23 protein-coding genes are annotated in these 23,542 nt (G+C 62.2%); 15 read left to right on the top strand and 8 right to left on the bottom strand.

Translation table 11 applies throughout. The annotated features are described in order from the left end of the window. Positions 1–33 precede the first annotated feature (33 nt). The 7 genes from HF949_RS01695 to HF949_RS01665 all read left to right on the top strand — a co-directional run bounded on the left by HF949_RS01695 (position 34) and on the right by HF949_RS01665 (position 7,886). Entirely contained in the window at positions 34–1,032 is a 999-nt protein-coding gene (locus tag HF949_RS01695; RefSeq protein WP_292897971.1) for an autoinducer 2 ABC transporter substrate-binding protein, read from the top strand. A gap of 151 nt (positions 1,033–1,183) precedes the next feature. Beyond that, entirely contained in the window at positions 1,184–2,698 is a 1,515-nt protein-coding gene (locus HF949_RS01690; RefSeq protein ID WP_292897969.1) for a sugar ABC transporter ATP-binding protein, read from the top strand. Beyond that, positions 2,695–3,714 carry an ABC transporter permease gene (locus tag HF949_RS01685; protein ID WP_292897946.1) on the top strand — a complete coding sequence of 340 codons (1,020 nt, stop codon included), beginning with the start codon at positions 2,695–2,697 and terminating at the stop codon, positions 3,712–3,714. Before HF949_RS01690 ends, HF949_RS01685 begins: the two co-directional genes overlap by 4 nt. Before the next feature lie 33 nt (positions 3,715–3,747). Next, positions 3,748–4,743: a dihydroxyacetone kinase subunit DhaK gene (locus HF949_RS01680; protein ID WP_292897944.1), complete on the top strand. Its 996-nt coding sequence runs from the start codon at positions 3,748–3,750 to the stop codon at positions 4,741–4,743. A gap of 9 nt (positions 4,744–4,752) precedes the next feature. Next, on the top strand, positions 4,753–5,361 hold the full coding sequence (locus HF949_RS01675) for a dihydroxyacetone kinase subunit L (protein WP_292897943.1): 609 nt from the start codon (positions 4,753–4,755) through the stop codon (positions 5,359–5,361). A 167-nt stretch (positions 5,362–5,528) separates the two neighbouring features. Beyond that, positions 5,529–6,977, top strand: a complete 1,449-nt coding sequence (locus tag HF949_RS01670; protein ID WP_292897941.1) for an SLC13 family permease — start codon at positions 5,529–5,531, stop codon at positions 6,975–6,977. 33 nt (positions 6,978–7,010) lie between these two features. Further along, entirely contained in the window at positions 7,011–7,886 is an 876-nt protein-coding gene (locus HF949_RS01665) for a LysR family transcriptional regulator (protein ID WP_292897939.1), read from the top strand. A gap of 12 nt (positions 7,887–7,898) precedes the next feature. Here HF949_RS01665 and HF949_RS01660 read toward each other — a convergent pair whose 3' ends face one another. The 8 genes from HF949_RS01660 to HF949_RS01625 are packed head-to-tail and all read right to left on the bottom strand — an operon-like array spanning position 7,899 to position 16,345. After that, positions 7,899–8,627, bottom strand: coding sequence for an SDR family NAD(P)-dependent oxidoreductase (locus tag HF949_RS01660; RefSeq protein WP_292897937.1), 729 nt, complete (start codon positions 8,625–8,627; stop codon positions 7,899–7,901). A gap of 4 nt (positions 8,628–8,631) precedes the next feature. Beyond that, the gene (locus tag HF949_RS01655) at positions 8,632–9,435 is read right to left on the bottom strand and encodes a cyclase family protein (protein WP_292897935.1); all 804 of its coding nucleotides are present in this window, start codon (positions 9,433–9,435) and stop codon (positions 8,632–8,634) included. After that, positions 9,432–10,691: an SDR family NAD(P)-dependent oxidoreductase gene (locus HF949_RS01650; protein ID WP_292897933.1), complete on the bottom strand. Its 1,260-nt coding sequence runs from the start codon at positions 10,689–10,691 to the stop codon at positions 9,432–9,434. Before HF949_RS01650 ends, HF949_RS01655 begins: the two co-directional genes overlap by 4 nt. Beyond that, the gene (locus HF949_RS01645) at positions 10,688–11,872 is read right to left on the bottom strand and encodes a thiolase family protein (RefSeq protein WP_292897931.1); all 1,185 of its coding nucleotides are present in this window, start codon (positions 11,870–11,872) and stop codon (positions 10,688–10,690) included. Before HF949_RS01645 ends, HF949_RS01650 begins: the two co-directional genes overlap by 4 nt. After that, complete coding sequence (locus HF949_RS01640) at positions 11,872–13,512, bottom strand: AMP-binding protein (protein WP_292897929.1); 1,641 nt, start codon at positions 13,510–13,512, stop codon at positions 11,872–11,874. Before HF949_RS01640 ends, HF949_RS01645 begins: the two co-directional genes overlap by 1 nt. Positions 13,513–13,525: 13 nt before the next feature. Then, entirely contained in the window at positions 13,526–14,008 is a 483-nt protein-coding gene (locus tag HF949_RS01635; RefSeq protein ID WP_292897927.1) for an aromatic-ring-hydroxylating dioxygenase subunit beta, read from the bottom strand. After that, positions 14,005–15,339 carry an aromatic ring-hydroxylating dioxygenase subunit alpha gene (locus HF949_RS01630; RefSeq protein ID WP_292897925.1) on the bottom strand — a complete coding sequence of 445 codons (1,335 nt, stop codon included), beginning with the start codon at positions 15,337–15,339 and terminating at the stop codon, positions 14,005–14,007. The genes HF949_RS01635 and HF949_RS01630 overlap by 4 nt, the downstream gene beginning before the upstream one ends. A gap of 40 nt (positions 15,340–15,379) precedes the next feature. Next, complete coding sequence (locus tag HF949_RS01625) at positions 15,380–16,345, bottom strand: PDR/VanB family oxidoreductase (protein ID WP_292897923.1); 966 nt, start codon at positions 16,343–16,345, stop codon at positions 15,380–15,382. A gap of 193 nt (positions 16,346–16,538) precedes the next feature. On the opposite strand from HF949_RS01625, the gene HF949_RS01620 reads away from it, so the two are divergent. From HF949_RS01620 to dctP, 8 genes are all read left to right on the top strand, one after another. Beyond that, on the top strand, positions 16,539–17,579 hold the full coding sequence (locus HF949_RS01620) for a TRAP transporter substrate-binding protein (protein WP_292897921.1): 1,041 nt from the start codon (positions 16,539–16,541) through the stop codon (positions 17,577–17,579). Beyond that, positions 17,579–18,088, top strand: a complete 510-nt coding sequence (locus tag HF949_RS01615; protein ID WP_292897919.1) for a TRAP transporter small permease — start codon at positions 17,579–17,581, stop codon at positions 18,086–18,088. Before HF949_RS01620 ends, HF949_RS01615 begins: the two co-directional genes overlap by 1 nt. After that, on the top strand, positions 18,088–19,374 hold the full coding sequence (locus HF949_RS01610; protein ID WP_292897917.1) for a TRAP transporter large permease: 1,287 nt from the start codon (positions 18,088–18,090) through the stop codon (positions 19,372–19,374). Before HF949_RS01615 ends, HF949_RS01610 begins: the two co-directional genes overlap by 1 nt. A gap of 9 nt (positions 19,375–19,383) precedes the next feature. Beyond that, entirely contained in the window at positions 19,384–19,911 is a 528-nt protein-coding gene (locus HF949_RS01605) for a MarR family winged helix-turn-helix transcriptional regulator (RefSeq protein ID WP_292897915.1), read from the top strand. Next, positions 19,908–20,333 carry a RidA family protein gene (locus tag HF949_RS01600; RefSeq protein ID WP_292897913.1) on the top strand — a complete coding sequence of 142 codons (426 nt, stop codon included), beginning with the start codon at positions 19,908–19,910 and terminating at the stop codon, positions 20,331–20,333. The genes HF949_RS01605 and HF949_RS01600 overlap by 4 nt, the downstream gene beginning before the upstream one ends. Positions 20,334–20,378: 45 nt before the next feature. Then, positions 20,379–21,455, top strand: coding sequence for an NAD/NADP-dependent octopine/nopaline dehydrogenase family protein (locus tag HF949_RS01595; protein WP_292897912.1), 1,077 nt, complete (start codon positions 20,379–20,381; stop codon positions 21,453–21,455). Next, positions 21,455–22,438 (top strand): 3-hydroxybutyryl-CoA dehydrogenase, encoded by a 984-nt coding sequence (locus HF949_RS01590; RefSeq protein ID WP_292897911.1) that lies wholly within the window; start codon positions 21,455–21,457, stop codon positions 22,436–22,438. Before HF949_RS01595 ends, HF949_RS01590 begins: the two co-directional genes overlap by 1 nt. A gap of 61 nt (positions 22,439–22,499) precedes the next feature. Continuing rightward, positions 22,500–23,513, top strand: coding sequence for a TRAP transporter substrate-binding protein DctP (dctP, locus tag HF949_RS01585; protein ID WP_292897909.1), 1,014 nt, complete (start codon positions 22,500–22,502; stop codon positions 23,511–23,513). The last annotated feature ends 29 nt before the right edge of the window (positions 23,514–23,542 follow it).

The following is a 23,542-nucleotide window of genomic DNA, read 5'->3' as shown; positions in this document are numbered from 1 at the left end:
GAGGCGCTTTTATACTGTAACAGGAGGAGTCACATGGCTTTGAATTTAAGGAAACTCACCGCCGGAGTGGCGCTCGGCGCCGCGCTGATCGTCGGGGCCGGCGCCGTCACCCACGCCCAGGACGCCAAGCATTCGATCGTCACGGTGGTGAAGCTCTCGGGCATCGCCTGGTTCAATCGCATGGAAGAAGGCGTCAAGGAATATGCCGCCGAAACCGGCCATGACGCCACTCAGGTTGGTCCGGCATCTGCCGATGCTGCACTTCAGGTCCAGATGATCGAAGATCTTATCGCCAAGAAGGTGGATGCCATCACTGTGGTGCCGAATTCGCCGGAGGCACTGGAGCCTGTTCTTGGCAAGGCACTCGACGCCGGTATCAAGGTGGTCGGTCACGAAGCATCCAGCCTTCAGAATGTCACCTATGACGTGGAAGCTTTCGACAACGCGGCCTATGGCCGTCACCTGATGGAGGCCCTCGCACAGGCCATGGGCGGAGAAGGCGAATACGCCGTGTTCGTCGGCCATCTGACAGCCAAGACCCACAATGAATGGGTGGATGCCGCCATTGAGTACCAGAAGGAAAAATACCCGAACATGACGCTTGTCACCGACAAGCTGGAGAGCAACGAGCAGCAGCAGACTGCATACCAGAAGACCAAGGAGCTTCTGCGCACCTATCCGAACCTCAAGGGCATTCAGGGCTCGGCCGGTGAAGATGTGGTGGGGGCGGCTCTGGCTGTCGAAGAAGCCGGCCTCGACGGTAAGGTCAAGATCGTCGGCACCAGCCTTGTTTCGGTCGCCGGCCCCTATCTGGAGACAGGCGCCATCAACATGATCTCCTTCTGGGATCCGGCAAAGGCGGGCATCGCCATGAACAAGGTCGCTTCCATGGCCATCGAAGGCAAGGAAATCACCGACGGCATGGATCTCGGCGTCGAGGGCTACAACGCCATCAAGCTCGACGGCAAGGTGCTCTACGGGCAGGCCTGGGTCGACGTCACCACCGACAACATGAATGAATACGATTTCTGATCGTAGCGTGTTGACGTGACCGGAAACGAGAGATGCTTGGAGCAAGTTTGCCCCCCTGTCGTCAGGGGCGGCAATCGTCTGCGCGCCTCTCGATCCAACCGCCGCCGGGCCAGTTCGCCCGGCGGCATTGCCTGAACAACAGAGATTTCCCATGAACGACGAAGCTAGCGGAAGCACGCCCATCCTGCAGATGCGGAACATCAGCAAGGCCTATGGTCCGGTACGCGTGCTCGAGGACGTCAATCTCGAACTCAGCACCGGAGAGGTGCGCTGCCTGGCCGGCGAGAACGGCTCCGGCAAATCGACACTGATCAAGATCCTGTCGGGCGTGGTGAGCGCGGATGCAGGCCAGGTTTCGCTAAACGGCCGCCAGTTGGGCGACGACCCCATGGGCGCCATCACAGCTGGTCTTTCGGTCATCTACCAGGACTTTTCGCTGTTTCCCAATCTGAGCGTCTGGGAGAATATCGGCTTTCTCACATCGGTCACGTCGGGAGATGTCGTGCACAGGCGCAGCGTCCGCCGCAAGCTGGCCATCGAGACACTGAAGCGCATGCAGGTGGAGATCGACCCCGATGCGCCGGTCGAACTTCTGCCGGTCGCGTCGAAACAGCTCGTCGCCATTGCCCGCGCACTCGCCAACAAGGCGCGCATCATCGTGATGGATGAGCCGACCACAGCGCTCACCCGCAGCGAGGTCGCCCATCTGCTGGACATCGTCGGCACACTAAAGAAGGAAGGCGTTTCCTTTCTGTTCGTGAGCCACAAGATCGAAGAGGTTTTTGCCGTCTGCGATACGGTGACGGTTCTGCGCGACGGTGCGGTCGTGGTGGAAGGGCCCATCGGTGAGTTCGATGCCGGGCGGCTTGTGGAAGCCATGACCGGCCGGTCCGTGGATAGCCAGCGCCTGCCGCGCGAAGAGAGCTCCGTTCAGCGCCCCTTTCTCGCGGCCAGCGGCCTCGGTCGCCGCGGCAATTTCGTCGATGTGGATCTGGAGCTGAGACCAGGCGAAATTGTCTCCGTGGTCGGCCTTCTGGGATCCGGCCGGACCGAGCTGGCGCAGACCCTGTTCGGTTACATGCAGCCGGATGCCGGGCGCATTGAGCTCGACGGCGAAGCCGTCACTTTCAAAAGCCAGCACGATGCCATCGAGCGGGGGATCGCCTATGTGCCGGAAGACCGGCTGACGGAAGGCCTCTTCCTCAATCAGCCGATCCGCGACAACATCACGGTTTCCAGCCTGGAAAAGTCCACAAAGCTTGGGATTGTCAGCGCCACAAGCCTGCTGCAACGCGCCCGCAATGCGGTGAAGAACCTGCGCATCAAGACACCCGACGTAACGCCCGCCGTGGCGACACTTTCGGGCGGCAACCAGCAGCGCGTCGTGCTCGCCCGCTGGATGGAGCGCGACCCCCGACTGCTGATCCTGAACGGTCCCACCGTAGGCGTCGATGTGGGGTCGAAACGCGAAATCCACGAACTGTTGGTCTCACTCAGCCGCAGCGGCACGGCGGTCATGGTTGTTACCGACGACATTCCCGAGGCGCTCGCACTTTCCGATCGTATTCTGGTGATGGTGCGCGGACGCATCACTGCAGGCTTCGATGCCGCGACGGTGGATGAAGACACACTCTACAACGAAGTCATCAGGGAGGACCGGGCATGAACGCGCTGGCCCGCATCTTTGCCACGCCACAGGGTATCGTGTTCTTCGTCGCGGTTCTGTTCGCCCTCGTGCTGGGGCTCATCAATCCGGCGTTTTTCACACCCGCCACGCTGATCGATCTTGCCCGCAACGGTCTGGTGACCGGCATTTTCGCGCTTGGCGTGATGATGGTTCTCGCCTCCGGCGGTATCGACGTCTCGCACACCGCGATCGGCGCCTTTGCCATGTACGCGACGATGAAGATCGTTCTCGGCATCGATCTCGATCTGCCGATCATCGCCTATTTCGTTATCGCCGCAATCATTGGTGCGGGGCTCGGCCTCATCAATGGTGTGTTGATCGGTGGCCTTGGATTGAACACGCTGATCGTCACACTCGGCACACTCTCCTTCTTTCGCGGTGCGCTGCTCACCTTTCTCGGCACCACCTACATCACATCGGTGCCTCGGGAGGTGATCAATTTTTCCCGTACGATTCTCATTCGTATAGAGAATGCCGTGGGCCAGATGGTTTCGCTGCCCGCTTCCTTTCTGGTGCTCGTCGCTGTCACCATCGTCCTTGCCATCATCATGAACTTCACCGTTTTCGGACGGAAGGTCTATGCCATCGGCGGTTCGGAGGAGGCGGCGCAGCGAATCGGGATCCGCATCAGGCGGGTCAAGGTGTTGATCTATGTAATCGCTGGCGCGATTGCCGGCTTGGCCGGCATGACGCATGTCACGCTCTCGCGCATGGCCAATCCGTTCGATCTGGTTGGGATGGAGCTCAATGTTATTGCTGCCGTTGTTCTGGGCGGCGCGCGCATCACCGGCGGGCATGGCACGGTGCTCGGCACGCTTCTCGGCGTGTTCGTCATCACCATGATCAACACGACGCTGCTGATGGCCGGCGTTCCGTCTTACTGGCAGAAATTCGTGATCGGCTGTCTGATCATCGTGGGAACCGGCCTGCCCATCGTCATCGACCGTCTCGCCAGACACCGCCAGCGCATGAAACGCCCATTGGAGGCGGGGTGATCCTTTCGAACACAACTCCCAGGGAGGACAAGCATGAAGAAAATTCTTAACAATCCGGCTGACTATGTCGATGAGATGCTGGAAGGCATGGTCGCAGCACATCCTGAAATCTACGCTCAGCCCGTGCGCCGGGTCATTGCTCGGGCCGCGGGGGCGAAGACGGGCAAGGTCGGTATCGTGACTGGCGGTGGCTCGGGCCATCTGCCCATCTTTGCCGGATATGTGGGCGCCGGCCTGCTCGATGCCTGTGCCATCGGTGACGTCTTCGCCAGCCCGTCCGCCGAACAGATGGCCGAGGCAATCCGTTTGGCCGATGGCGGCGCGGGCGTGTTGCGCCTCTATGGGAATTACGGCGGCGATGTCATGAATTTCGACATGGCCGGTGAGATGGCGGAAATGGAGCACGACATCCGCACCACCACCGTGCTTCTGACCGATGACGTCGTTTCCGCTCCGAAGGAAGAGGCCGAGAAGCGGCGCGGCGTGGCCGGCATGGTTTACGCATTCAAGATCGCGGGTGCGGCCGCCGAGCGCGGCGACAACCTGGATGAAGTCACCCGCATTGCCCAGAAGGCGGCAGATGCCTGCCGCTCCATCGGTATGGCGCTGACACCCTGCACTATCCCGCAGGCGGGCAAGCCCACCTTCGAGATCGGTGAGACGGAAATGGAAATGGGGATGGGCATCCATGGCGAGCCCGGCATCTGGCGCGACGCGATCAAGCCTGCAGACGAGATCGCGGATGAAATGCTGGAGCGTCTGATGGCTGACCAGCCGCTTGCGAAGGGTGACCGCATCTCCATTCTGGTGAATTCGCTGGGCGCAACGCCGGCCGAAGAGCTCTACATTCTTTATCGGCATGCAAAGAAGGTGCTTGATGCGGCGGGTATCGAGATTGTGATGCCTTTGGTCGGCCGTTACGCAACCTCCATGGAAATGACGGGCGCAACGATCACGATGATCAAGCTGGACGATGAAATGGAAGACCTGCTCAAGGCGCGGGCCGAATGCGCCTTCTGGCGCGTCTAGGAGCAGGCGATGATCGACAGCAAGGCGATTTCAGAGGCTCTTAAACGCATTGCATCCCATACCGCTGCGGCCAGCGAAGAGCTTTGCGCTGCTGACGGTGCCCTCGGGGACGGCGATCTTGGGATCACCGTGTCAAAAGGGTTTGCGGAGGCCGCAACGGCAGAGCTTCCCGATGATGTGGGCATGGCGCTCCTCGAAGTGGCAAAGGCGTTTCAGCGCGTCTCGTCATCCTCCTACGGTACGCTGCTTGCCACGGGTTTCATGGCGGCGGCGAAACTTGAAAAAGGAAAGCCCGGGATCGAGCCCGAGGAGATGCCGGGCCTCGTTGCTGCCGCGCGTGACGCCATGATGGCGCGCGGAAAGGGCAATCTGGGTGACAAAACCGTGCTCGACAGTCTCGATGCCGTTGCCAGTGCGCTTGAGGGGACTTCACCGCATGTGATGGTCGAGACGACGATCAATGCAGCCGGGGAGACTTTGAAGCGCTATCGGGATCTACCGAACAAGCTGGGGCGCGCGCGCATGTTCGGTGAAAAGAGCCGGGGGCTGGTTGATCCCGGACAACTCGCATTTCTTCGTATTGTGGAAGGACTGCGGTACGAGCCTCACGAAAGCTAGATCCGGATTTCTTCGTCACCTGCGTTCTTAAAGGGGAAGCAGCCATATCCGTGGCGCTTCCCTCCGTTTTTCTGAGGGCACACATTTCAACAAACGATTGGATCGGGGAAGGGGGAAGAGAGCAATGTCTTCCATAAGACATTGCTTCCCGGAGGTCTCCTCATCTCATGAACGAACAATCGCGCCTGCCGCTCCCGCGCCCTTTCGCGGGGCTTCCCGGGGTGGCTTCGCAAGGTGCCGGGCAAGCCGGGAACATTCTGAAATCCATCGGTGTTGTGGCCATCGCCGGTGCTGTCGGTGCCGTCACCGGCCTATTGTTGCCGGCGGAAATGGCAATTGCCGCGGCGCTTGCGGTCTTCTGCATCGGCATGTGGGCGACGGCTCTGGTCCCCGAATACTGGACCGCGCTGATGTTTTTCCTCATTGCCATGCTTTCCGGTATCGCGCCGGCGCAGGCAGTTTTCTCAGGTTTCCATTCGTCGACCTTCTGGCTGCTTTTCGGAGGGATCATCCTCGGAGTTTCGATCCGTTACACAGGGCTCGGTCAGCGCATGGCGGCAATGCTCGCCGGGATGCTCGGCACGCGCTATGTCACGGTCATTGCGGGTGTGACTGGTTTCAGTCTGGCACTGGCTTTCGTCATGCCGTCTTCCATCGGCCGTATCGTGCTGCTTCTGCCGATCGTCATCGCGCTTGCCGATCACATGGGATATGGCAAGGAGAGCAACGGGCGCACAGGAATGATACTGGCCGCGGCCTTCGGAACCTGTCTGCCGGCCTTCACCATCCTGCCCGCGAACGCGCCCAACATGATCCTGGCAGGTATGGCCGAGACGCTTCATGGCGCGCGCATTTCCTACTGGTCTTATCTGACCATTCATTTCCCGGTGCTGGGGCTTCTGAAAGCGGGCGTGCTCGTTGTGCTCATCCTGAAGATGTTTCCCGATGGCGATCCGCAGCGCCAGCCGGAGGTGCCGGCAGACCTGCCGGGGATGTCCCCGGCGGAAAGGCGGCTGACAATGGTGCTGGGGCTGTGCCTTGCCCTGTGGCTGACCGATACGCTCCACCATATCTCGCCGGGCTGGATCGCGCTTGCCGCAGGTCTTTACTGCCTGTGGCCGGGGTCCGGGCTCACCTCGAAGAAGTGCATCAATGAGGACGTGAATTACGGGTCGCTTTTCTTTGTCGCCGGCATTCTTGGTCTTGGAGCGGTGCTTTCATCCACCGGTCTTGGCGAAGTGGTGGTGGAAAGGCTGAGTGGTGTTGCCGGATTTCGGGCAGACCGGCCCTTCTGGAATGTGGCCATGCTGACGGGCATTGCAACGCTGGTGGCAATGATTACCAATCTGCCCGGCGTTCCTGCTGTGATGACACCAGTGGCCGAGAACCTTTCAGCTCTGACAGGGCTGCCGCTGACCACGGTTCTGATGACGCAGGTTCTGGCCTTCTCGAACGTGTTCCTGCCCTATCAGGCACCGCCGCTGATAACGGCAATGCAACTGGGTGACCTGCCGACAGGTGCGGTGGTCCGGCTCTGCCTTGTGATGTTCGCCATCGGCGCGCTCGTGCTGATGCCGCTCGATCTCCTGTGGTGGTATGCTCTCGGCATGGTGTAGACATGCGTCTGACTACCGGGCGATGAGGCAGGAATGGATATTCAGCAGCTAAGGACATTTGTCGCCGTTGCCCGTGAGGGGAGCATCACGCGGGCCTCGGAGCGCATCCATCTCAGCCAGCCCGCCGTCAGCGCGCATATCAAGGCGATGGAGGAGACGCTCGGGCTTTCGCTGTTCGAACGCACACCGCGCGGCATGGATTTGACCCCTGACGGAGAACGTCTGCTGGCAAGGGCGGAGCAGACGCTGGGAGCCCACCGGGAACTGCTTGAGGAAGCGACGCGCATCAAGGGCAGTCTGACGGGACGCCTGCGGCTTGGCATGGGCTGCAACTCCGGGCCTGAGGCGCTGGGGCGCCTGATGACAGGTTTTGCCGAACGCTATCCGCAGGTGGACGTCGTTCTGCGGCATGGCACGTCGCGTTCCGTTGCCGAGGAGATTCGCAGTGGCGGGCTGGATGCCGGCTTTTACAATGAGACCGACAGGCCCGGCGATGAATTGAACGTGGTCGATGTTTCGCGCTTTGCCATTTATCTCGCCGTCCCACCGGGAACGGTGGCAGTCAAAGACGAGCCCGACTGGCAGAAGCTGGCGGAGCTTCCATGGATATGCCCTGCTCCGGACACATGCTGCGGGGAAACGGCCGAGGCGCTGTTTCGCAGGTACAATTTTCGGCCCGCGCGTATCATCAGCGTTGACCGGGAGCAGGTCACGCGAACACTGATCGCAGGTGGTGTCGGCGTTGGTCTGCTGCATGCAGAAGCTGCGCGCTCGGCTGAAGCTGTCGGGGAGGTAGACCTGATCTGCGAGGCGCATCCTGCCGCGCGGCTGGTTTTCGCATACCTGAAAGAGAGGGACGACGACCCGCTGCTTCAGGCGGCGCGCTCGATCGTCACTGCCAGTAACTGACGTGGGCCGTTGTCAAAGCTGCATACTTCCCACACTTGCGCCGCCGCAGACATAGAGCGTCTGCCCGGTGACGAAGCTTGCCTTCGGATCTGCGAAGAACATGAAGGCGTTGGTGACGTCTTCCACCGCGCCGAGCCGGCCAACGGGAATGCGTTTGGCAAGCTCTGCTTCCCGCTCGCTGCCCTTGGGGATGATGCCCCAGAAATTGTCGGTCTGGATCGGTCCCGGCGCAACCACGTTGACGGTGATGCCATGGGGGGCGAGCTCCAGCGCCCAGGTGCGCGCCATGCCAACCATGCCGGCCTTGGACGCGCCATAGGCGGTGCGGGTCTGCGCGCCGAGCGCTGCACGTGAACCATTGAAGAGAACGCGGCCGAAGCGGCGTTCCTTCATCGAAGGCAGGAAGGCTTTCAAAAGCGTGAGGGCGGAGCCCAGGTGAAGCTGGGCGAGGCCGGTAATGTCTTCGGCGCTGGCGTCCTCGATGAGGTTCGGCCAGATGAGGCCTGCATTCTGTACGAAATGGGTGACCGCGTGCCTGCCCGCGATCTCGGCTGCGGCTTCGCTCACGGCTGCATCGTCCAACAGGTCCGCCTCGACCGAACTCAGCCGTTCATGCGAGAACTCAGGTGCGCGGCGCGCGACCGAGACAACGCGGTAGCCCGCATCCAGCATGGTCTGGGCGAGGTTCGCGCCGATACCCTTGTTGCCGCCGGTGATGACGGCTGTAAGCTCTTTATCCATCGTGTCAGGTCCTGCCGGGCACAAGCGCCACCACGCGCAGCGGGCTGCCGGTGCCGTTTTTGATCTTGAGCGGGGTTGCGATCAGCATGGCGCCTGTGGGCGGAAGCCGGTCGAGATTGTTGAGGCATTGCAGGCCGTAGCGCCCCGCACCGTGAAGATAGAAATGGGCCGGGTAGGGCGGCGTGTAGTGCGACCCCTGACCGGCGTCTGTGCCGACCGTCTCGGTGCCGAAACCGCGAATGCCGCGTTCGTCCACCAGAAGCCTTATCGCCGCCGGCGTGGGGCCGGGCGAATGTGCGCCATCCTCGCGCATGTTGAGATAGGCCGCGCCCCGGCGCTTCGACCAGTCGGTGCGCATCAGAACCCAGCTCTCGGCAGGAATGCGGCCATGCTCGGCCTCCCACGCCTCGATGATCTCCGGCGTCAGCTCGAAATCCTCGTCGGCGGCAGCGCCTTCGGAACAGTCGATCACGCAGACCGGGCCGATGAAGCGCTCGGCGGGGATCTCGTCGACGCTGCCATTGGGCACGTCGCGGCCAGAAATCCAGTGCGAGGGCGCATCGAAATGGGTGCCGGTGTGCTCGCTGCAGGTGAAATTGTGCCATTTCCACGCCGGCCCGCGATGGTCATAGGCGGACACTTCTTCCATGCGGAAGCGGGCGCACTGGCCGAATTCCGGCGGCAGCACGATGACCGGGAAATCCTGATCGAGCGTGTGGGTGAGGTCCACCACCTCGATGGCGCCGGTGGCGAGCGCCTCCGCCAGATTGCCCAGAAGGGCGGATGGGTCGGTTGCGTGGACGTTCATGCGCCGCCTCCGTCGGTTTCGCTCATCTCGCGCTCCAGCACTTTTGCGCCGGCGCGCCAGCGTTCGATCAGGTCCTTCGCCACATCGCCGACAAACACATCTTCCAGCCCGTCTTTGAGGCCGGAGACGATGGCGCGGGCAAGGGCTGCGGGCGCGACCTTGGGTGGCGGCAGGGGCTGGTGCCATGCGTCGTCCGTCGGGCCGGTATAGACATTCATCACGCGCACGCCGCCGGGGCGCATCTCCGCGCGCAGGCACTGCGACAGCGAGTAGGCAGCGGCATTGGAAGCGGAGAACGCGCCAAAGGCCGGCATGTTGGAATAAGCGTAGACCGACAGGATGTTGACCCAGGCGGCGGCACTGTTGTCGCCGTCTGCGCCGCGTCCGCGCATGGCCGGGCCGAAGGACTGGGCAAGCCGCATCAGGCCGAGATAGTTCACCTCCATCTCGTCGCGGGCGAACACGGTGTCTCCACGGTCCATGATGCCGCCGGGGCGCACGAAGCGGGCATTGTTGACGAGAATGTCCGTCTTGCCGCCGATCTCTCCGGCAAGCTCGGCGACCGACGCGGTGTCGGTGACGTCGAGCGGCACGATCTGGACGTTGGGGATCGCCTCGAGTGCCGGGCGGTGCGGATAGGGTCGCCAGCCTTCCGGCTCGCCGATGAAGATGATCGACGCGCCGGCCTTCGCAAAGGCCTCGGCCAGCGCCACGGCGTTTTCGCTGCGCGCATCGGTGATGAGCACGCGGCGGAATTTCGGATCGGCGGTGATTTCGCGCAGTTGCGGATCGTCTTCCATGTTGGGCGTCCCTTCGGGAGGCAGGGCGTAGAGAACGCCCTGGCCCGACTTGTCGAGCCGGTTGATGATGCGCACCCTGCCGCCGCGCGGCACATCGCCATGGACATGGCACATGACGGAGGGGCCGGCGTCGAGCCGGACGGTGCCGACACGCCAGGGGGTGCGTTCGCGGAAATAGGTGTTGGTGCTGGTGCGCACCGTGGTTTCAGCGATGAGTTCGCCTGCCGGGTCGATGTCGCGCCATGGGAGGTCGGTCGACAGGCAGGTGGAGCAGGCGTCGCGCGGCGGATATTGCAGCGCGCCGCATTCGCCGCAGACCTGCAGCATGAAACGCCCCTCGGCTGCTGCCGCCGTCAGCCCCAGTGCCGCGCGGCTTCTGAGGCCCGAGGGCAGCGTCTGTGAGCGGGTGCGCTTTTGCGGGTCTTTCTTCGGCGGCGGCAGGATGGCGTCGGTCATGTGCCCGCTCCCGAAATGATGGCGGCGCTGGAGCAGACGCCACGGTCGTAGTTGATCATGCCGAAGCCGGAAACCATGGCGGTTCGAGCACCTTCCACCTGGGTGGGACCGGCTGCGCCGGTGACCTGACGGATGGCCTCGACCAGCCCGATAAAGCCGCCCGCGGCTCCTGCCTGTCCGGCTGAAAGCTGACCGCCCGACGTGTTGTGCGGAAAGTCGCCGGCAATGGTGAGGTCGCGCTCGCGCACGAAGGCCGGACCTTCACCTTTCCCGCAGAACCCCAGATCCTCGAACTGCATCATGGAGATGACCGGGTAGTCGTCATAGGTCTGCAACAGGTCCATGTCGTCGGGCCTGGCGTCGGCCATGGCGTAAAGCTCATCGATATCCATGGCCCAGCCGCCGCGCATCTGGATCGGGTCTTCGGGGAAGGCGTTGTGGCGTTCGATGCTGCCGCGAATATGGGCGTAGGGAAGGCCGGCGACGCGGGCGTCTTCTTCCCGCATCACGAGAAACGCCTCGGCGCCGCTGACGGGCATGACGCAATCGAACAGCGCGATCGGATCGGAGATCATGCGCGCGCCGAGATAGTCTTCCATGGTGAGCGGCTTTTTCATCACCGCGTGCGGGTTCTGGAGCGCATTGTCGCGCTGGGCGACGCAGATGCGGCCGAAATCCTCGCGGGTCGCGCCATAGGCGCTCATATAGTGGTCGGTCAGGAGCGCGAAACAGGCATTCGGCCCGCCCGCTCCATAAGGGTATGATGCATCCTGCGCGAAGCGGCTGAAGCTTGAGAGCATGCGCCGGAAACTGTCGACATGGTTGGTGTCGCCGGCGACACAGGCGACGATGTCGGCGTCGCCCGCCTGCACCGCGCGGGCTGCGCGCCTGAGCGCCACGACGCCGCTTGCCCCGCCCATGGGGATGTGATCGAGCCAGCGCGGCGTGAGGCCGAGATGCTGGGTTAGCCCCACCGCCGTGTCGGGAAAGAGCGTGAAGCTTGCCACCGAGAAGCCATCGACATCGCGGGGGCCGAGGCCAGCGCTTTGAAGCGACTGGCGCAGCGCGCGGGCGATCCACCAATGCGCCGTTTCCTTGGAGAAACGCTGATAGGGCGTGGTGGCGGGTGCGGCGAGCACCACGCCCTCATAACCCATCCGTCTTGAGGTGCGACCCGCCATTAGGCTGCCCGCCTTTTCTTCATGGAGCGTGTGTCGACCGTTGCCGGATCGGTGAGAAGCCGGGCGACCAGTGTTTTCAGTTCGCCGCGCTGGATCTTCTGCGTCGAGGTCAGGGGCAGGGCGTCGACAAAGGCGATGTAGCCTGGAACCTTGTAATAGGCGACGCGGTCCAGACACCATTCGGCGATTTCGCGGGCGCGCGCTTCATCGCGTTCGCCGCTCTCGACCACGAGACAGGCGAAAACCTCGTCGCCGCGCAGCTCGTCCGGGGCTGCTGCGACCGCTGCCGCCTTGATGTCGGGATGCTGCATCAAGAAGGATTCCACTTCCACGGCGGCGATGTTCTCGCCGGAACGGCGGATCACGTTCTTCTTGCGGTCGACGAAGAAGAAGTCGCCATCGGCGTCGCGCATGACGATGTCGCCGGTGTGGAACCAGCCGCCTTCCCACGCTTCGGCGGTGGCCTCGGGGTTGGCGTAATATTCGGAGAAGAAGCCGAAACGCGGATCCTCGCCCGCATGGCGCACCAGAAGTTCGCCGGGCTGGCCGGGAGTTGCCTCGCTGCCGTCGTCTGCGACCACGCGGGCCTCGATATCCGGGCCGGGCTGGCCGAGGCAGTTCGTGCCACGCTTGCGGGGCTCGTGATTGGCAACGATGACCGCGCCGGCCCCCGTCTCCGTCATCGCCCAGCCCTCGATCAGCGGAATGCCGAAGCGCTCCTCGAACGGGCCGTGCAGCTTGGGATCAATGCCCGCGCCGAAGCCGAAGCGCACATTGTGCGCCCTGTCCTGTTTCGTGGGTTCGGCTTTCATGAGAATGGACGGCATGACGCCCAGATAATGCAGGCAGGTGGCCCGGCTGTCACGCACGCTCTGCCACCAACTGCGCGGGTGAAAGCGGTCGAGCGCGATGAGGCAGCCGCCGACCGTGACCATCGCCATCAGCGAATAGGCCATGGCGTTCATGTGGAAGATCGGCAGCGGCGTGATCATGCGCTCGCCGTCCTCGTTCATGGCGCAAAGCCCGCCCGCCTTCGCGTACCAGCGGCCCGAATGCAGGAAATAGAGGTTCGACAGGACGCAGCCCTTGGGCTTGCCCGTGGTTCCGGAGGTGTAGAGCATGGCCGCTTCGCGGCTGAGCGGCGCACCCTGCGGCGTCTCCATGCCGGCAAAGCGCGGATCGAGCGGCGGGGTGTCGGCCTCCGGCGTGACGACCGGAAAGCCGACGCCGGAGGCGGCAGCCGCCTGTACAAGATCCGCCACGCGACTCGCAATGGCCACGGCCAGAACCGGGCGCGCGTGCCCGGCCATGTATTCCAGCTCCGCAGATTGCAGGTCCGGATTGACCGGCACGACCGAGAGCCCGAGCGCATTTAAGGCGAACCAGTGCAGGAAGAAGCCTGGCCGGTTTTCCATCAGGAGCATGACGCGCATGCCCGTGCGATAACCCCCGGCGGCATAGGCGTTCCTCAACCGCTCGATCTCGGCAAGCGCCGCGCCATAGGAGAGTTCGCCGGCGGGAATGTCGTAGACCGTGGCCGTCTCCTCCAGCACGTGCAGGAAGGGGCGCTCGGGCCAGCGCCCGGCGGTGTCGGCAAAGGCCGCGAACACGGTGTCGAACGGCGGGATCTGCGATTTCATCTGCTGCGCGCTTTCAAAGGAACATCTGGATATTGCCGAAGGCGGCATCGGAATTGAGCAGATCGACGCGCTTGTGGGTGATCTTCAGTTTTCCCTCGATGAGTTTCAACTCGTGGCGCGCCGTGGCGGCGAGCAGGATCTGGTCGTCGAGCCGTGTCTCCACATAGTGAAACGCCGTGTGGGTGACATACTCACCCTTCTCCTCGTCCATATGGTCGATGAAGGGGCGGTTCAGAACGTGGTGGCAGCGGGTCTTCGGTTTCTGGGAGAAGGTGCGCTCGCCCTTGAAACGCTCGACGCGCAGTTTGCGCATGAAGGCGTCTTCATGCAGCAGCGAGGTGACGTGCTTGGCGTCTTCCTGATTGTAGTCGAGCGGCATCCAGTAATAGCTGTCGTGGGTCCACAGATCGAGCCATTCGTCAAAGCGGCCATCGTCCAGCATGCGGGCTTCTTCATAGACGAAGTCGATCAGGTCGTCGCGGGTGGGAGCCTTCATTGCGCGTCTCCTTCCATCGTCATCGTCATGTACTTTTCCCACGCGTGGAACTGGTTGCGCATCTGGCGCTCGGTGGTACCGTTTTCGACGGCGATCTCGTCGAAATTCTCGCCTTCCTGGTAAAGGCGCTGGACGTTGACCCATTCGAGGCCATCGGAGTGCAGGCCTTCCTGCGCGCGCTCATACATTTCCAGATCGTCATGGCCGACCATGGAGGTGGGCGCGTTGATCATGCGGTTGTACATGGCGGTGCGCTCCAGAAGCATGTCGGGCGCGCCCACCAGCCGGTAGATGTAGCTTTCGACCAGGGTTTTGTCGGCGGCGATGGGGGTGAACAGCCGCAATTGCTGGATCGGCCCCTTGATCATGATGTTGGGGAAATAGACCGTGTTGTGCCGGTTTTCGCCGAGGATCGCCTTTGCGCGCTCCTCGCCATAGGCCTCGACCATCTGCTCGTAATAGCCGGGGATGGCCGAATAGTCGGAGTGGATCGAGTGATGCACGCCGGTGTGGCCGTGGCCGTTCGGCCAGGTGCGGATGCCCATGTTCTCGAAGAACTCATAGGGGCTCATGAAGGGGGCGATCACCTCCATGGCCATGGGCTTTTGCGTGCCCTCGGGCTTGTCCATCTTCTCCCACAGGTCGATGGCCGTGCCGGCGGAGCTTTCATGCGCGACCATGGGATGGCAGGTGTCGGTCTGGTTCTCGACCAGCATTTTCCAGTTGCAGCGATGCATATAGCGCAGCGGCGGACCGGCCACTTCCAGACGGCCCTCGGGCGAGCGGTCGACCATGTTGTCGAAGGAGCTGAGCGCCTCTCCGAAGAAGCTTTCGAAGTCCGGGCCCTCCTTGTTGAGGCGGGCGAAGATGAACCCGCGATAGTTTTTTACCGCACCGACCGGGGCCATGCCGTTGACGGATTCGCTCTCTTCGAGCCCGGTGTCCTTGTAGCCCTTGCGCAGCGGGATGGCGAGCAGGCAGCCATTCGTCTTGAACGACCATGCATGATAGGGGCAGCGGAAAAACTTGCCCGTGTTGCCCGTGCGGTCGATGGCGATCTTCGTGCCCTTGTGCGGGCAGCGATTGTGCAGAACGTAGATCTCGTTATCGGAATGGCGCACCATGATGACCGGCTGTGTGCCGATCTCGGTGGTGAAATAGTCGCCCTTGTTGGGCGTCTGGCTCTCATGGCCGACAAAGACCCAGGTGTTGGCAAAGAGATGTTTCATCTCCAGCTCGAACACTTCCTGATCGATATAGACGTCGCGGTGGACTTCCGTGGGCCGGATCAGATTTCTGATCGCCTCCGGGTTGTTCGCGTAACGGCTCATGGCTTGCTACTCCCTTGCTGGCCGCCGTCCGGTCGGTCTCCTAGAGGTCGAGGACGAGCCGGTCGGATTTTGCGCGTGATACGCAGATTTGCATGACGTCGTTTGCTGCGCGTTCATCGTCGGTGAGGATGACATCGCGGTGGTCGGGAATGCCGGACAGGACCGTTGTCTGGCAGATGCCGCAATCGCCGCGCTGGCAATCGTAGATCAGGTCGACGCCTTCCTCCTCAAGCACGTCGATGATGGACTTGCCCGGCGGAATGGTGAAAACCTGACCCGTGGAACTGATCTCTACTTCGAAGGGCTTGTCGCCCGCTTCGGCCTCGTGGGCCTCGAACAGTTCGAAGTGCACATGGTCTTTCGCGATGCCGCGGGCATGGGCGATTTCGCGCACCGCCTCGATCATGCCGCGCGGCCCGCACACATAGATGTGGCCTTCGGCAGGCGCCTTGCCGATCAGCGCCTTCAGGTCGATGCAGGTGTCCGGCTCATCGTCGCAATGGATGGTGAGCGCCGTGCTCTCGATGGCTTCAAGCGCGTCGACAAAGGCCAGCAGAGTGCGCGAACGGCCCGCATAGTGGAACGAGAACGGGCGACCCTTCGCCTTGAGTTCGGCGGCCATGGAGATGAGCGGTGTGACACCAATACCACCGGCGATGAGAAGGACAGGCGCTTGTGCGTCGACCAGCGCAAAGTCATTGCGTGGGGCGGAAGTCTCGATGATTTCGCCTTCCTTGAGCCCATGCATGAAGCGGGAGCCGCCCTTGCTGTCCTCCTCGAGCCGCACGCCAAGGCGATAGGTGGCGGGTGAACCGGTCGCATCGGCTTCCGTGCTGGTGTTGACGAGAGAGTAGTGCCGATCCGAGCCATCGGGCAGCGCGACGCGGATATGCGCGCCGGCCGAAAAGCCCGGCAACGGGCCACCATCGACCGCTTCCAGTTCGAGAGCCCGGATCTGCGGTGTCAATGCCTCGGATTTGCGTACCCTGAGCTTCAATTCGCTCATTGGCGATCTCTCCTCCTGCAGTGGCCCTTCCAGATATTCTTGTTGGTTATGAGCAGTGGCCACGCTTTGCGATTAATATGAATTCGCATATTTTTCCCTGTCAAGCTTCAAACCTAAAAAAGTGAAATTTCATCTTTTTAAGCTTGAAGAGCATGAAAACTTATGGAAGCCTCATGCGCAGGAGGAGGCCGTCATGGGAGATAAAACGATGACGCGCATGCTAAAAACATTTGTAACTGCATCTATTCTGACGACAGCCATGAGTTTTGGTGCGATGGCGCAGGAAACGGTTCTGCGCATGTCAAACTGGCTGCCGCCGTCTCACCCGATCGTCCGGGACATGATGATCCCGTGGGCGGAGAAGCTGAAAGAGGCCAGTGACGGCCGCATCGAGGTGCAAATTCTCGATGCACCGCTCGGTCCGCCGCCGGCGCATTTCGATCTCGCCGCCAATGGCGCCGTCGATCTCACATTCGGCGTGCATGGTTATACGCCGGGGCGTTTCACCCTGACCGAAATTGCCGAAATGCCGTTCCTCGCCGATACGTCGGAGAGCCTTTCGGTGGCTTTCTGGCGTGTGTTCGAAAGCGATCTGGCGCAGGCCGAGGAGCATCGCGGCACCAAGGTGCTGGGCGTGTTCGGGCACGGGCCGGGGCTTCTGTTCACCAAGGGCAAGCCGGTATCGCCGTTGTCGGACCTTTCCGGTGCCAAGATCCGCGTGGCCGGCAACATCACCAACAAGCTTGCCGAAGCGATGGACATGGTGTCGATCCAGGCGCCGTCTCCGCAGTCCTACGAAATCCTGTCGGGCGGCATTGCCGACGGTATTTTCTTCCCGGTCGAATCCGTGCCCTTCTTCAAGCTCGAAACACTGGTCGACAAGGCGCTGCGTGTGCCCGGCGGTCTCTACAATGTCTCGTTCTTCTTCGTAATGAACAAGGCGAAGTTCGACAGCCTGTCGGATGAGGACAAGGCGGCCATCGAAGAGGTTTCCGGTGAGGCGTTCTCGCGCATGGCCGGTCAGGCCTGGGATGCGGCGGATGCGGCCGGCATGGACGTGATCGGCTCGACCGTCGATTTCCACGATGCGACCGATGAAGAGCTTGCGACGCTGCGTGAGAAGACGCAGCCCATGTTTGACGATCTGGCCAAGGCCTATGAGGCCAAGGGACTCGACTTCGACGTCGTCATGGGCAAGCTCAAGGACGAAATCAAAGCGGTGGCGGCTGAATAATGGCCGCCTCCTCCGAGCGGATCGCAATGCGGGCTCGGCGGTGGCTAAGACTGGCGACCGCCGTGCTTTGCGGCGCGTTTCTGGTGGCGCTGACGCTGGTGACAGTGGTCGATGTGATCGGCCGCTATCTCCTCTCGTCGCCGCTACCGGGTGCCGCGGAGTATACCGAAATCCTCCTGATGGCGATCGTGTTTGTGGGGCTGCCGGCGGTGTGCCTGGATGACGGGCATGTGAGTGTCGATCTGCTCACGGCCGGGCTCAGGGGCGTTGCTGAGAGACTTCAGCTCAATCTCGCCCGGCTTGTGGTTGCCGTGGTACTCGGCCTCGTTTCCTGGCAGCTCTGGAAGCACGGTGCTCAACTCGACAGCTACAATGAGGTGACGGTTTATCTGCGTGCGCCGCTCGGGCCGTTCGCCAAGGCGACGGCAGTCATCACCGGTGTCTGTGCGGTGGTTACATTTGTCATGGCGGTGCTGCGCCTGCCCAAAAGCGATGGCGGGGGCGTTTGATGGCGTGGCCGGTCGGAATGGCGCTGCTTCTGATGCTTATCTTTGCAGGCGTGCCCATCGCATTCGCGATGACGGCGGTCGGGCTGGTCGGCGTTGTCTCGATCGTTGGCTGGCATCCGGCGCTGGCCATGCTGGGACAGGTCTTCTTCGACAGTGGCAGGAGCTATACGCTGTCCGTCGTGCCGCTGTTCCTTCTGATGGGCAATCTCGTGGTTCAGTCCGGCGTGGCGGGTGATCTCTATGCGGCGGCTAATGCCTGGCTACGCCATCGCAAGGGTGGGCTTGCCATGGCGACCATCGTTGCCTGTGGCGGGTTCTCGTCGGTGTGCGGCTCGTCGCTCGCCACCACGGCGACCATGGCCCGCATCTCGCTGCCGGCGATGCGCAAATATGGCTATTCCGACCGGCTGGCGGCCTCGTCCATCGCGGCGGGCGGCACGCTCGGCATTCTCATCCCGCCGTCGGTGATCCTCGTCATTTATGGCATCCTCACGCAGCAGAACATCGGCAAGCTGTTTCTGGCCGGCCTTTTGCCCGGTGTCGTCGGCGTGATCGGCTACATGATCGCCGTGCGTCTGTCGCTGGTGGTCTATTCCGAGCATCTGGAAACACAGCCAAAACTCCCTTTGATCGAACGTATCCGCGCCCTGCGCGGTGTCGTGTGGGCGCTGGCGCTCTTCGTGTTTGTTCTGGGCGGCATCTATCTGGGCGTGTTCACGGCGACGGAAGCGGCAGGCATGGGTGCGGGGGGCGCTTTCCTGCTCACTTTCATGCGAGGGCGGCTGACCCTGCGGGCCACGCTTTCCACGCTCTTTGACACGGCAAAGACCACGGCGGTGATGTTCTTCATCCTGTTCGGGGCGCTCTACTTCCTGAACTATGTGAACTTCTCCGGCCTGACCGGTGACCTGCGCAACTGGATCAACGCCTTCGGCGTCGGCCCCTATCCGGTCATCTTCATGATCGTGCTGATCTATCTGGTGCTGGGATGCCTGCTTGAAAGCATCTCGATGATCACGCTGACGGTGCCGATCCTGTTTCCGATCGTCACCGGGCTCGGCTTCGATCCGATCTGGTTCGGCATTTTTGTGGTGATCGCCACCGAGCTGAGCTTCATCACGCCGCCCATCGGCATGAATGTTTTCGTCATGCGCACGGTAGCGCCCGACATTCCGCTGGAGCGTATTTTCGCCGGCATCCTGCCCTTCGTGGCGATGGATGTGCTGCGGCTTGCGCTTCTGATTGCGCTGCCGGCAATGGCGCTTCTGATACCCAATTCGATGTGACCGGACGAGATGATGGCTATTGATGACGACAGAATGGAGATCGACCGCAATGCGGGATTTGTGGGCGATTACCTGCTCTATCTGCTCGCTGCAGCCAGCGACGCGGCCAGTGCCGATTTTCATGCTCATGTGCGCGAGCAGGGGCTGCGCGTGCCCGAATGGCGCATTCTCGCCTGCCTCTGCGATGAGGACGGTCAGATGGTGACGCAGCTCGCCCAACTCGCGCTGATGGAGCAATCGCATCTGACCAAGATCGTCGACCAGATGGCGACCAAAGGACTCGTCAAGCGCCGCAGCGATGAGCGCGACCGCAGGCGCGTGCGTGTGTACCTCACAGCAGCCGGGCGCGCGATCGGGACAGGTTTGGTGGAGAAGGCGAGAGTGCATGAAATGTTGATTGTTTCTCGCCTTGGCACCACGGACGCGGCCCGCCTGAAGGCGGTGTTGAAAGACATACACGCAATTTGCCGGGGAGGAGATGACGCTGCGAGCCAGGCTCCGTCAGCGCCGGCAGAACTGGAGGCAAGCGTGTCATGAAGGATATCTCCAACCTCATTTTGCTGCATGAGACGGTGCACCCTGAGGGCTGGCCGCAGCCAAGGGGCTACGCCAACGCGGTCAAGACGGATGGCGGCATCATCTTTACGGGAGGCCTGGTTGGATGGGATCGTGAAGGACGTTTCCCGAAAGGTTTTGTGGCGCAGGCTCACCAGACATTTCGCAACATCCGCGATGTGCTGGAGGCGGCAGGTGCCGGCCCGGAGCATCTGACGCGTCTCACCTGGTATGTGACCAACGTGGAAGACTATCTCGCCGATCCGAAGGGGCTCGGAAAGGCGTATCGCGATGTCTTCGGGCGCTGTTTTCCGGCCATGGCGACTGTTCAGGTGACGCGGCTTGTGGAGCCGGAGGCAGTCGTGGAGATCGAGGCGACGGCGGTTTTGCCTGCTCAAAAGTAGAACAATCATCCGTAGAAATTATGCGGCAACGAGGGGAGTACAGGAATGAAAGTAGCGGTTCTGGGTGGAGGCAACGGTTCTTATGCTGCGGCTGCGGATTTTGCAGAGGCGGGGCATGACGTCCGCTGGTGGCGGCGCGACCGCGCCAGTTTCGCGGATGTCGAGAAGGCAGGCGGCATCACCCTCACGGACCATGAGGGCAGCCGGAAGATCGCGGTCGTTCCGACTGATGATCTTGCTGCGGCGCTGAAAGGGGCGGAACTGATCGTTGCGCCGACGCCGGCGTTTGCTCAGGAGGACATCGCCACGAAGCTCGCTCCGCATCTGGAGGACGGGCAGGTGATCTACCTGCCGCCGGGCACGTTTGGCTCCTACCTGATGATGAAGCGTATTCGTGAAGCGGGCTCGAAGGCCGACATCGCGATTGCCGAAACGGGCACGCTGCCTTGGCTGACGCGCAAGCAGGGGCCGCTGGAAGTGCGCGTGACGACGCGGGCCTCGCGCCTGCCCACGGGCGTGTTGCCGGCTAGGCATACGGATCATGCGATCAAGGCCATTGCGGCTGTGTTCCCGGCATCCATCGAGCCGGTGGAGGATGCGCTGTCGGGCGCGCTGATGAACGCCGGCCCGATCATCCACCCACCGCTGATCCTGATGAATGCCGGTCCCATCGAGCATTTCGACCGTTGGGACATTCACAATGAAGGCACGCAGCCTTCCATCCGCCGCACGCACACCGCGCTCGACAATGAGCGCATGGCGATCCGCGAGGCGCTCGGCTATGGCGCGCCGCATTTCCCGCTCGCCGATCACTACGAGACCAGCGACTGGATGTATGGCAATCTGGCCCATGACAAACTGGTGGATTCCGGGGACTGGCACGAGAAGCTGGACCTCAAATCCCACCGCTACATGCTGGAGGATGTGGGCATGGGCCTCGCCTTCATGGTTTCGGTCGGTGAATGGGCGGGCGTACCCTGTCCGGTAGCGGCGGGGCTTCTCGCCATTGCCGGGGCCGTGGCCGAGCGCGATTTCCGCGCCGAAGGCCGCACGATGGAGCAGATCGGTCTTGCGGGCGAGAGCCGCGAGGCGGTGCAGACCATGTTGCGCGAGGGGCTGTGATGGCAGATGACGTGACCATCGCCTGCATCGGTGCCGGGCGCATGGGCCGGGGCATAGCGCAATGTGTGGCCTATGCGGGCCATCAGGTGCGGCTGATCGATGCCAAGGAGCGCGACGCCGAGGCTTTCGCAAGACTGCGCGATGAGGCGCTGGACGAAATCCGCACGGCGCTCGCCTCCATCGCTGCACTCGGCGCGTTCAAGGTCGATGCCGTTCCGCAGATCATGGAGCGGGTCAGCATCGTGCCGCGCGGCGAGGCGGCGGCGGGTCTTGCCGGCGCGCGCATCGTGTTCGAGGGCGTGCCCGAAGTGGCGGATGCCAAGCGCGATGCGTTTGCGCTGTTCGACGCCCATGCGGATGGCAACGCCGTTCTGGCCTCGACCACCTCGACCATGCTGTCGACGGAGCTGGCGGGTTTCACCACTGCGCCGGAGCGTTTTCTCAATGCGCACTGGCTGAACCCGGCGTTTCTCATGCCGCTGGTGGAATTGAGCCCGGCCGATGAAACCGAGGGCGAGACGGTCACTTTCCTGCGCGCTTTCCTTGAAGGCATCGGCAAGGTGCCGATCGTCTGCAAGGCTTCGCCCGGCTACATCGTGCCGCGCATTCAGGCGCTCGCCATGAACGAGGCGGCGCGGATCGTGGAGGAAGGCGTTGCGAGCGCTGAGGATGTTGACAAGGCGGTGACCTATGGGTTCGGCCTGCGCTTCGGCGTGCTCGGCCTTTTGGAGTTCATCGACTGGGGCGGTGGCGACATTCTCTATTATGCAAGCCGATATCTCGCCGGGGCTTTCAATGATGAGCGCTACCAGGCACCGGAGATCATCAGCCGCAATATGGAAGAGGGGCGCATTGGCCTGAAGACCGGCTCCGGCTTCTTCGATTATTCCGACATGGATGTCGATGCCTATCGCCAGCGCCGCATGGCCGCCTTCCTGAAGGCGCTCGACAATGCAGGGCTCGTGCGGCCGCCAGTGATTTAGGGAGCAGTTGAAACCAAAACCGGGTGGAACAAGCCCGGACAACCAGAGAGGACGAAGAAAAATGTACCAAGCCACGACCAGATCGATCGCCAGGACCATCAGAAACGGCCTTCTTGCAACGGCGCTGACCAGCATCGCCTTTGCCGGACAGGCCAGTGCGGAAGAAACGCTGAAGGCGATTTCCGCCTTCCCGCAGTCGCTCGCCTTCTCGCAAAGCTTCAAGGGCTTTGTCGACCTCGTGAATGAACGCGGCAAGGGGGTCATCCAGATCAATTATGCGGGCGGGCCGGAAATGTTCCCGCCGAACCAGCAGGTGGATGCCGTGCGCCGCGGCGTCGTTGACATGCAGTATGGCCCTGCCTCCTACTATCTCGGCACGATGCCGGAGGCGGATGCCTGGGTCGGTTCGACGGTGACGGCCGCAAAGGCGCGCGAGAATGGCGGCTTCGGCATTATGCAGGAAGCCTTTTCCAAGAAACTCGGTGTGAACCTTTTGGCTCATCTCGACACCGGTGTGAAATTCTACATCTACACGATCAATGAACCAAAGCGGACCGACGATGGCGGCATCGATCTCGACGGTCAGCGCATCCGCTCGCAGCCGATTTACAATTCTTTCTTTGAAGCGCTGGGCGCGATCCCTGTCTCCGTTCCTGTGCCGGATGTCTATACGGGTCTCGAGCGCAGCACGTTTGACGGTTCGGGCTGGCCCATTGTGGGCATTCAGGATCTCTCCTGGGACAAGTTCCTGCGCTACCGCATCGACCCGGGCTTCTTCCAGACCGATCTCGCCGTGGTGGTGAACCCGGCGAAATGGGAGAGCCTGAGCGACGAGGCCAAGAAGATCATCAACGAAGCTGCGGCCGAATATGAGCAGACCTCCTATGAGAACTTCCAGAAGGTGATCGAGGAGACCGACAAGGCGGTTCGCGAGAACGGCATGGAAGTGATCACGCTCGAGGGGGAGGCAGAGGCGAAGTTCCTTGATCTGGCCTATGACAGCGCCTGGAAGCGGATGAAGGATTCGGGGTCGGAATACTACGACGCATTGCGCGAAGCCTATTACGATCGTTGATCCCGTACCGGCGGGGGCCCAGGCTCCCG

The sequence above is a fragment of the Nitratireductor sp. genome (assembly GCF_017794765.1).
Lineage (GTDB): Bacteria > Pseudomonadota > Alphaproteobacteria > Rhizobiales > Rhizobiaceae > Nitratireductor.
Note: the sequence above shows the minus strand (reverse complement) of the source record. Positions and strands in the feature narration are given on the sequence as shown.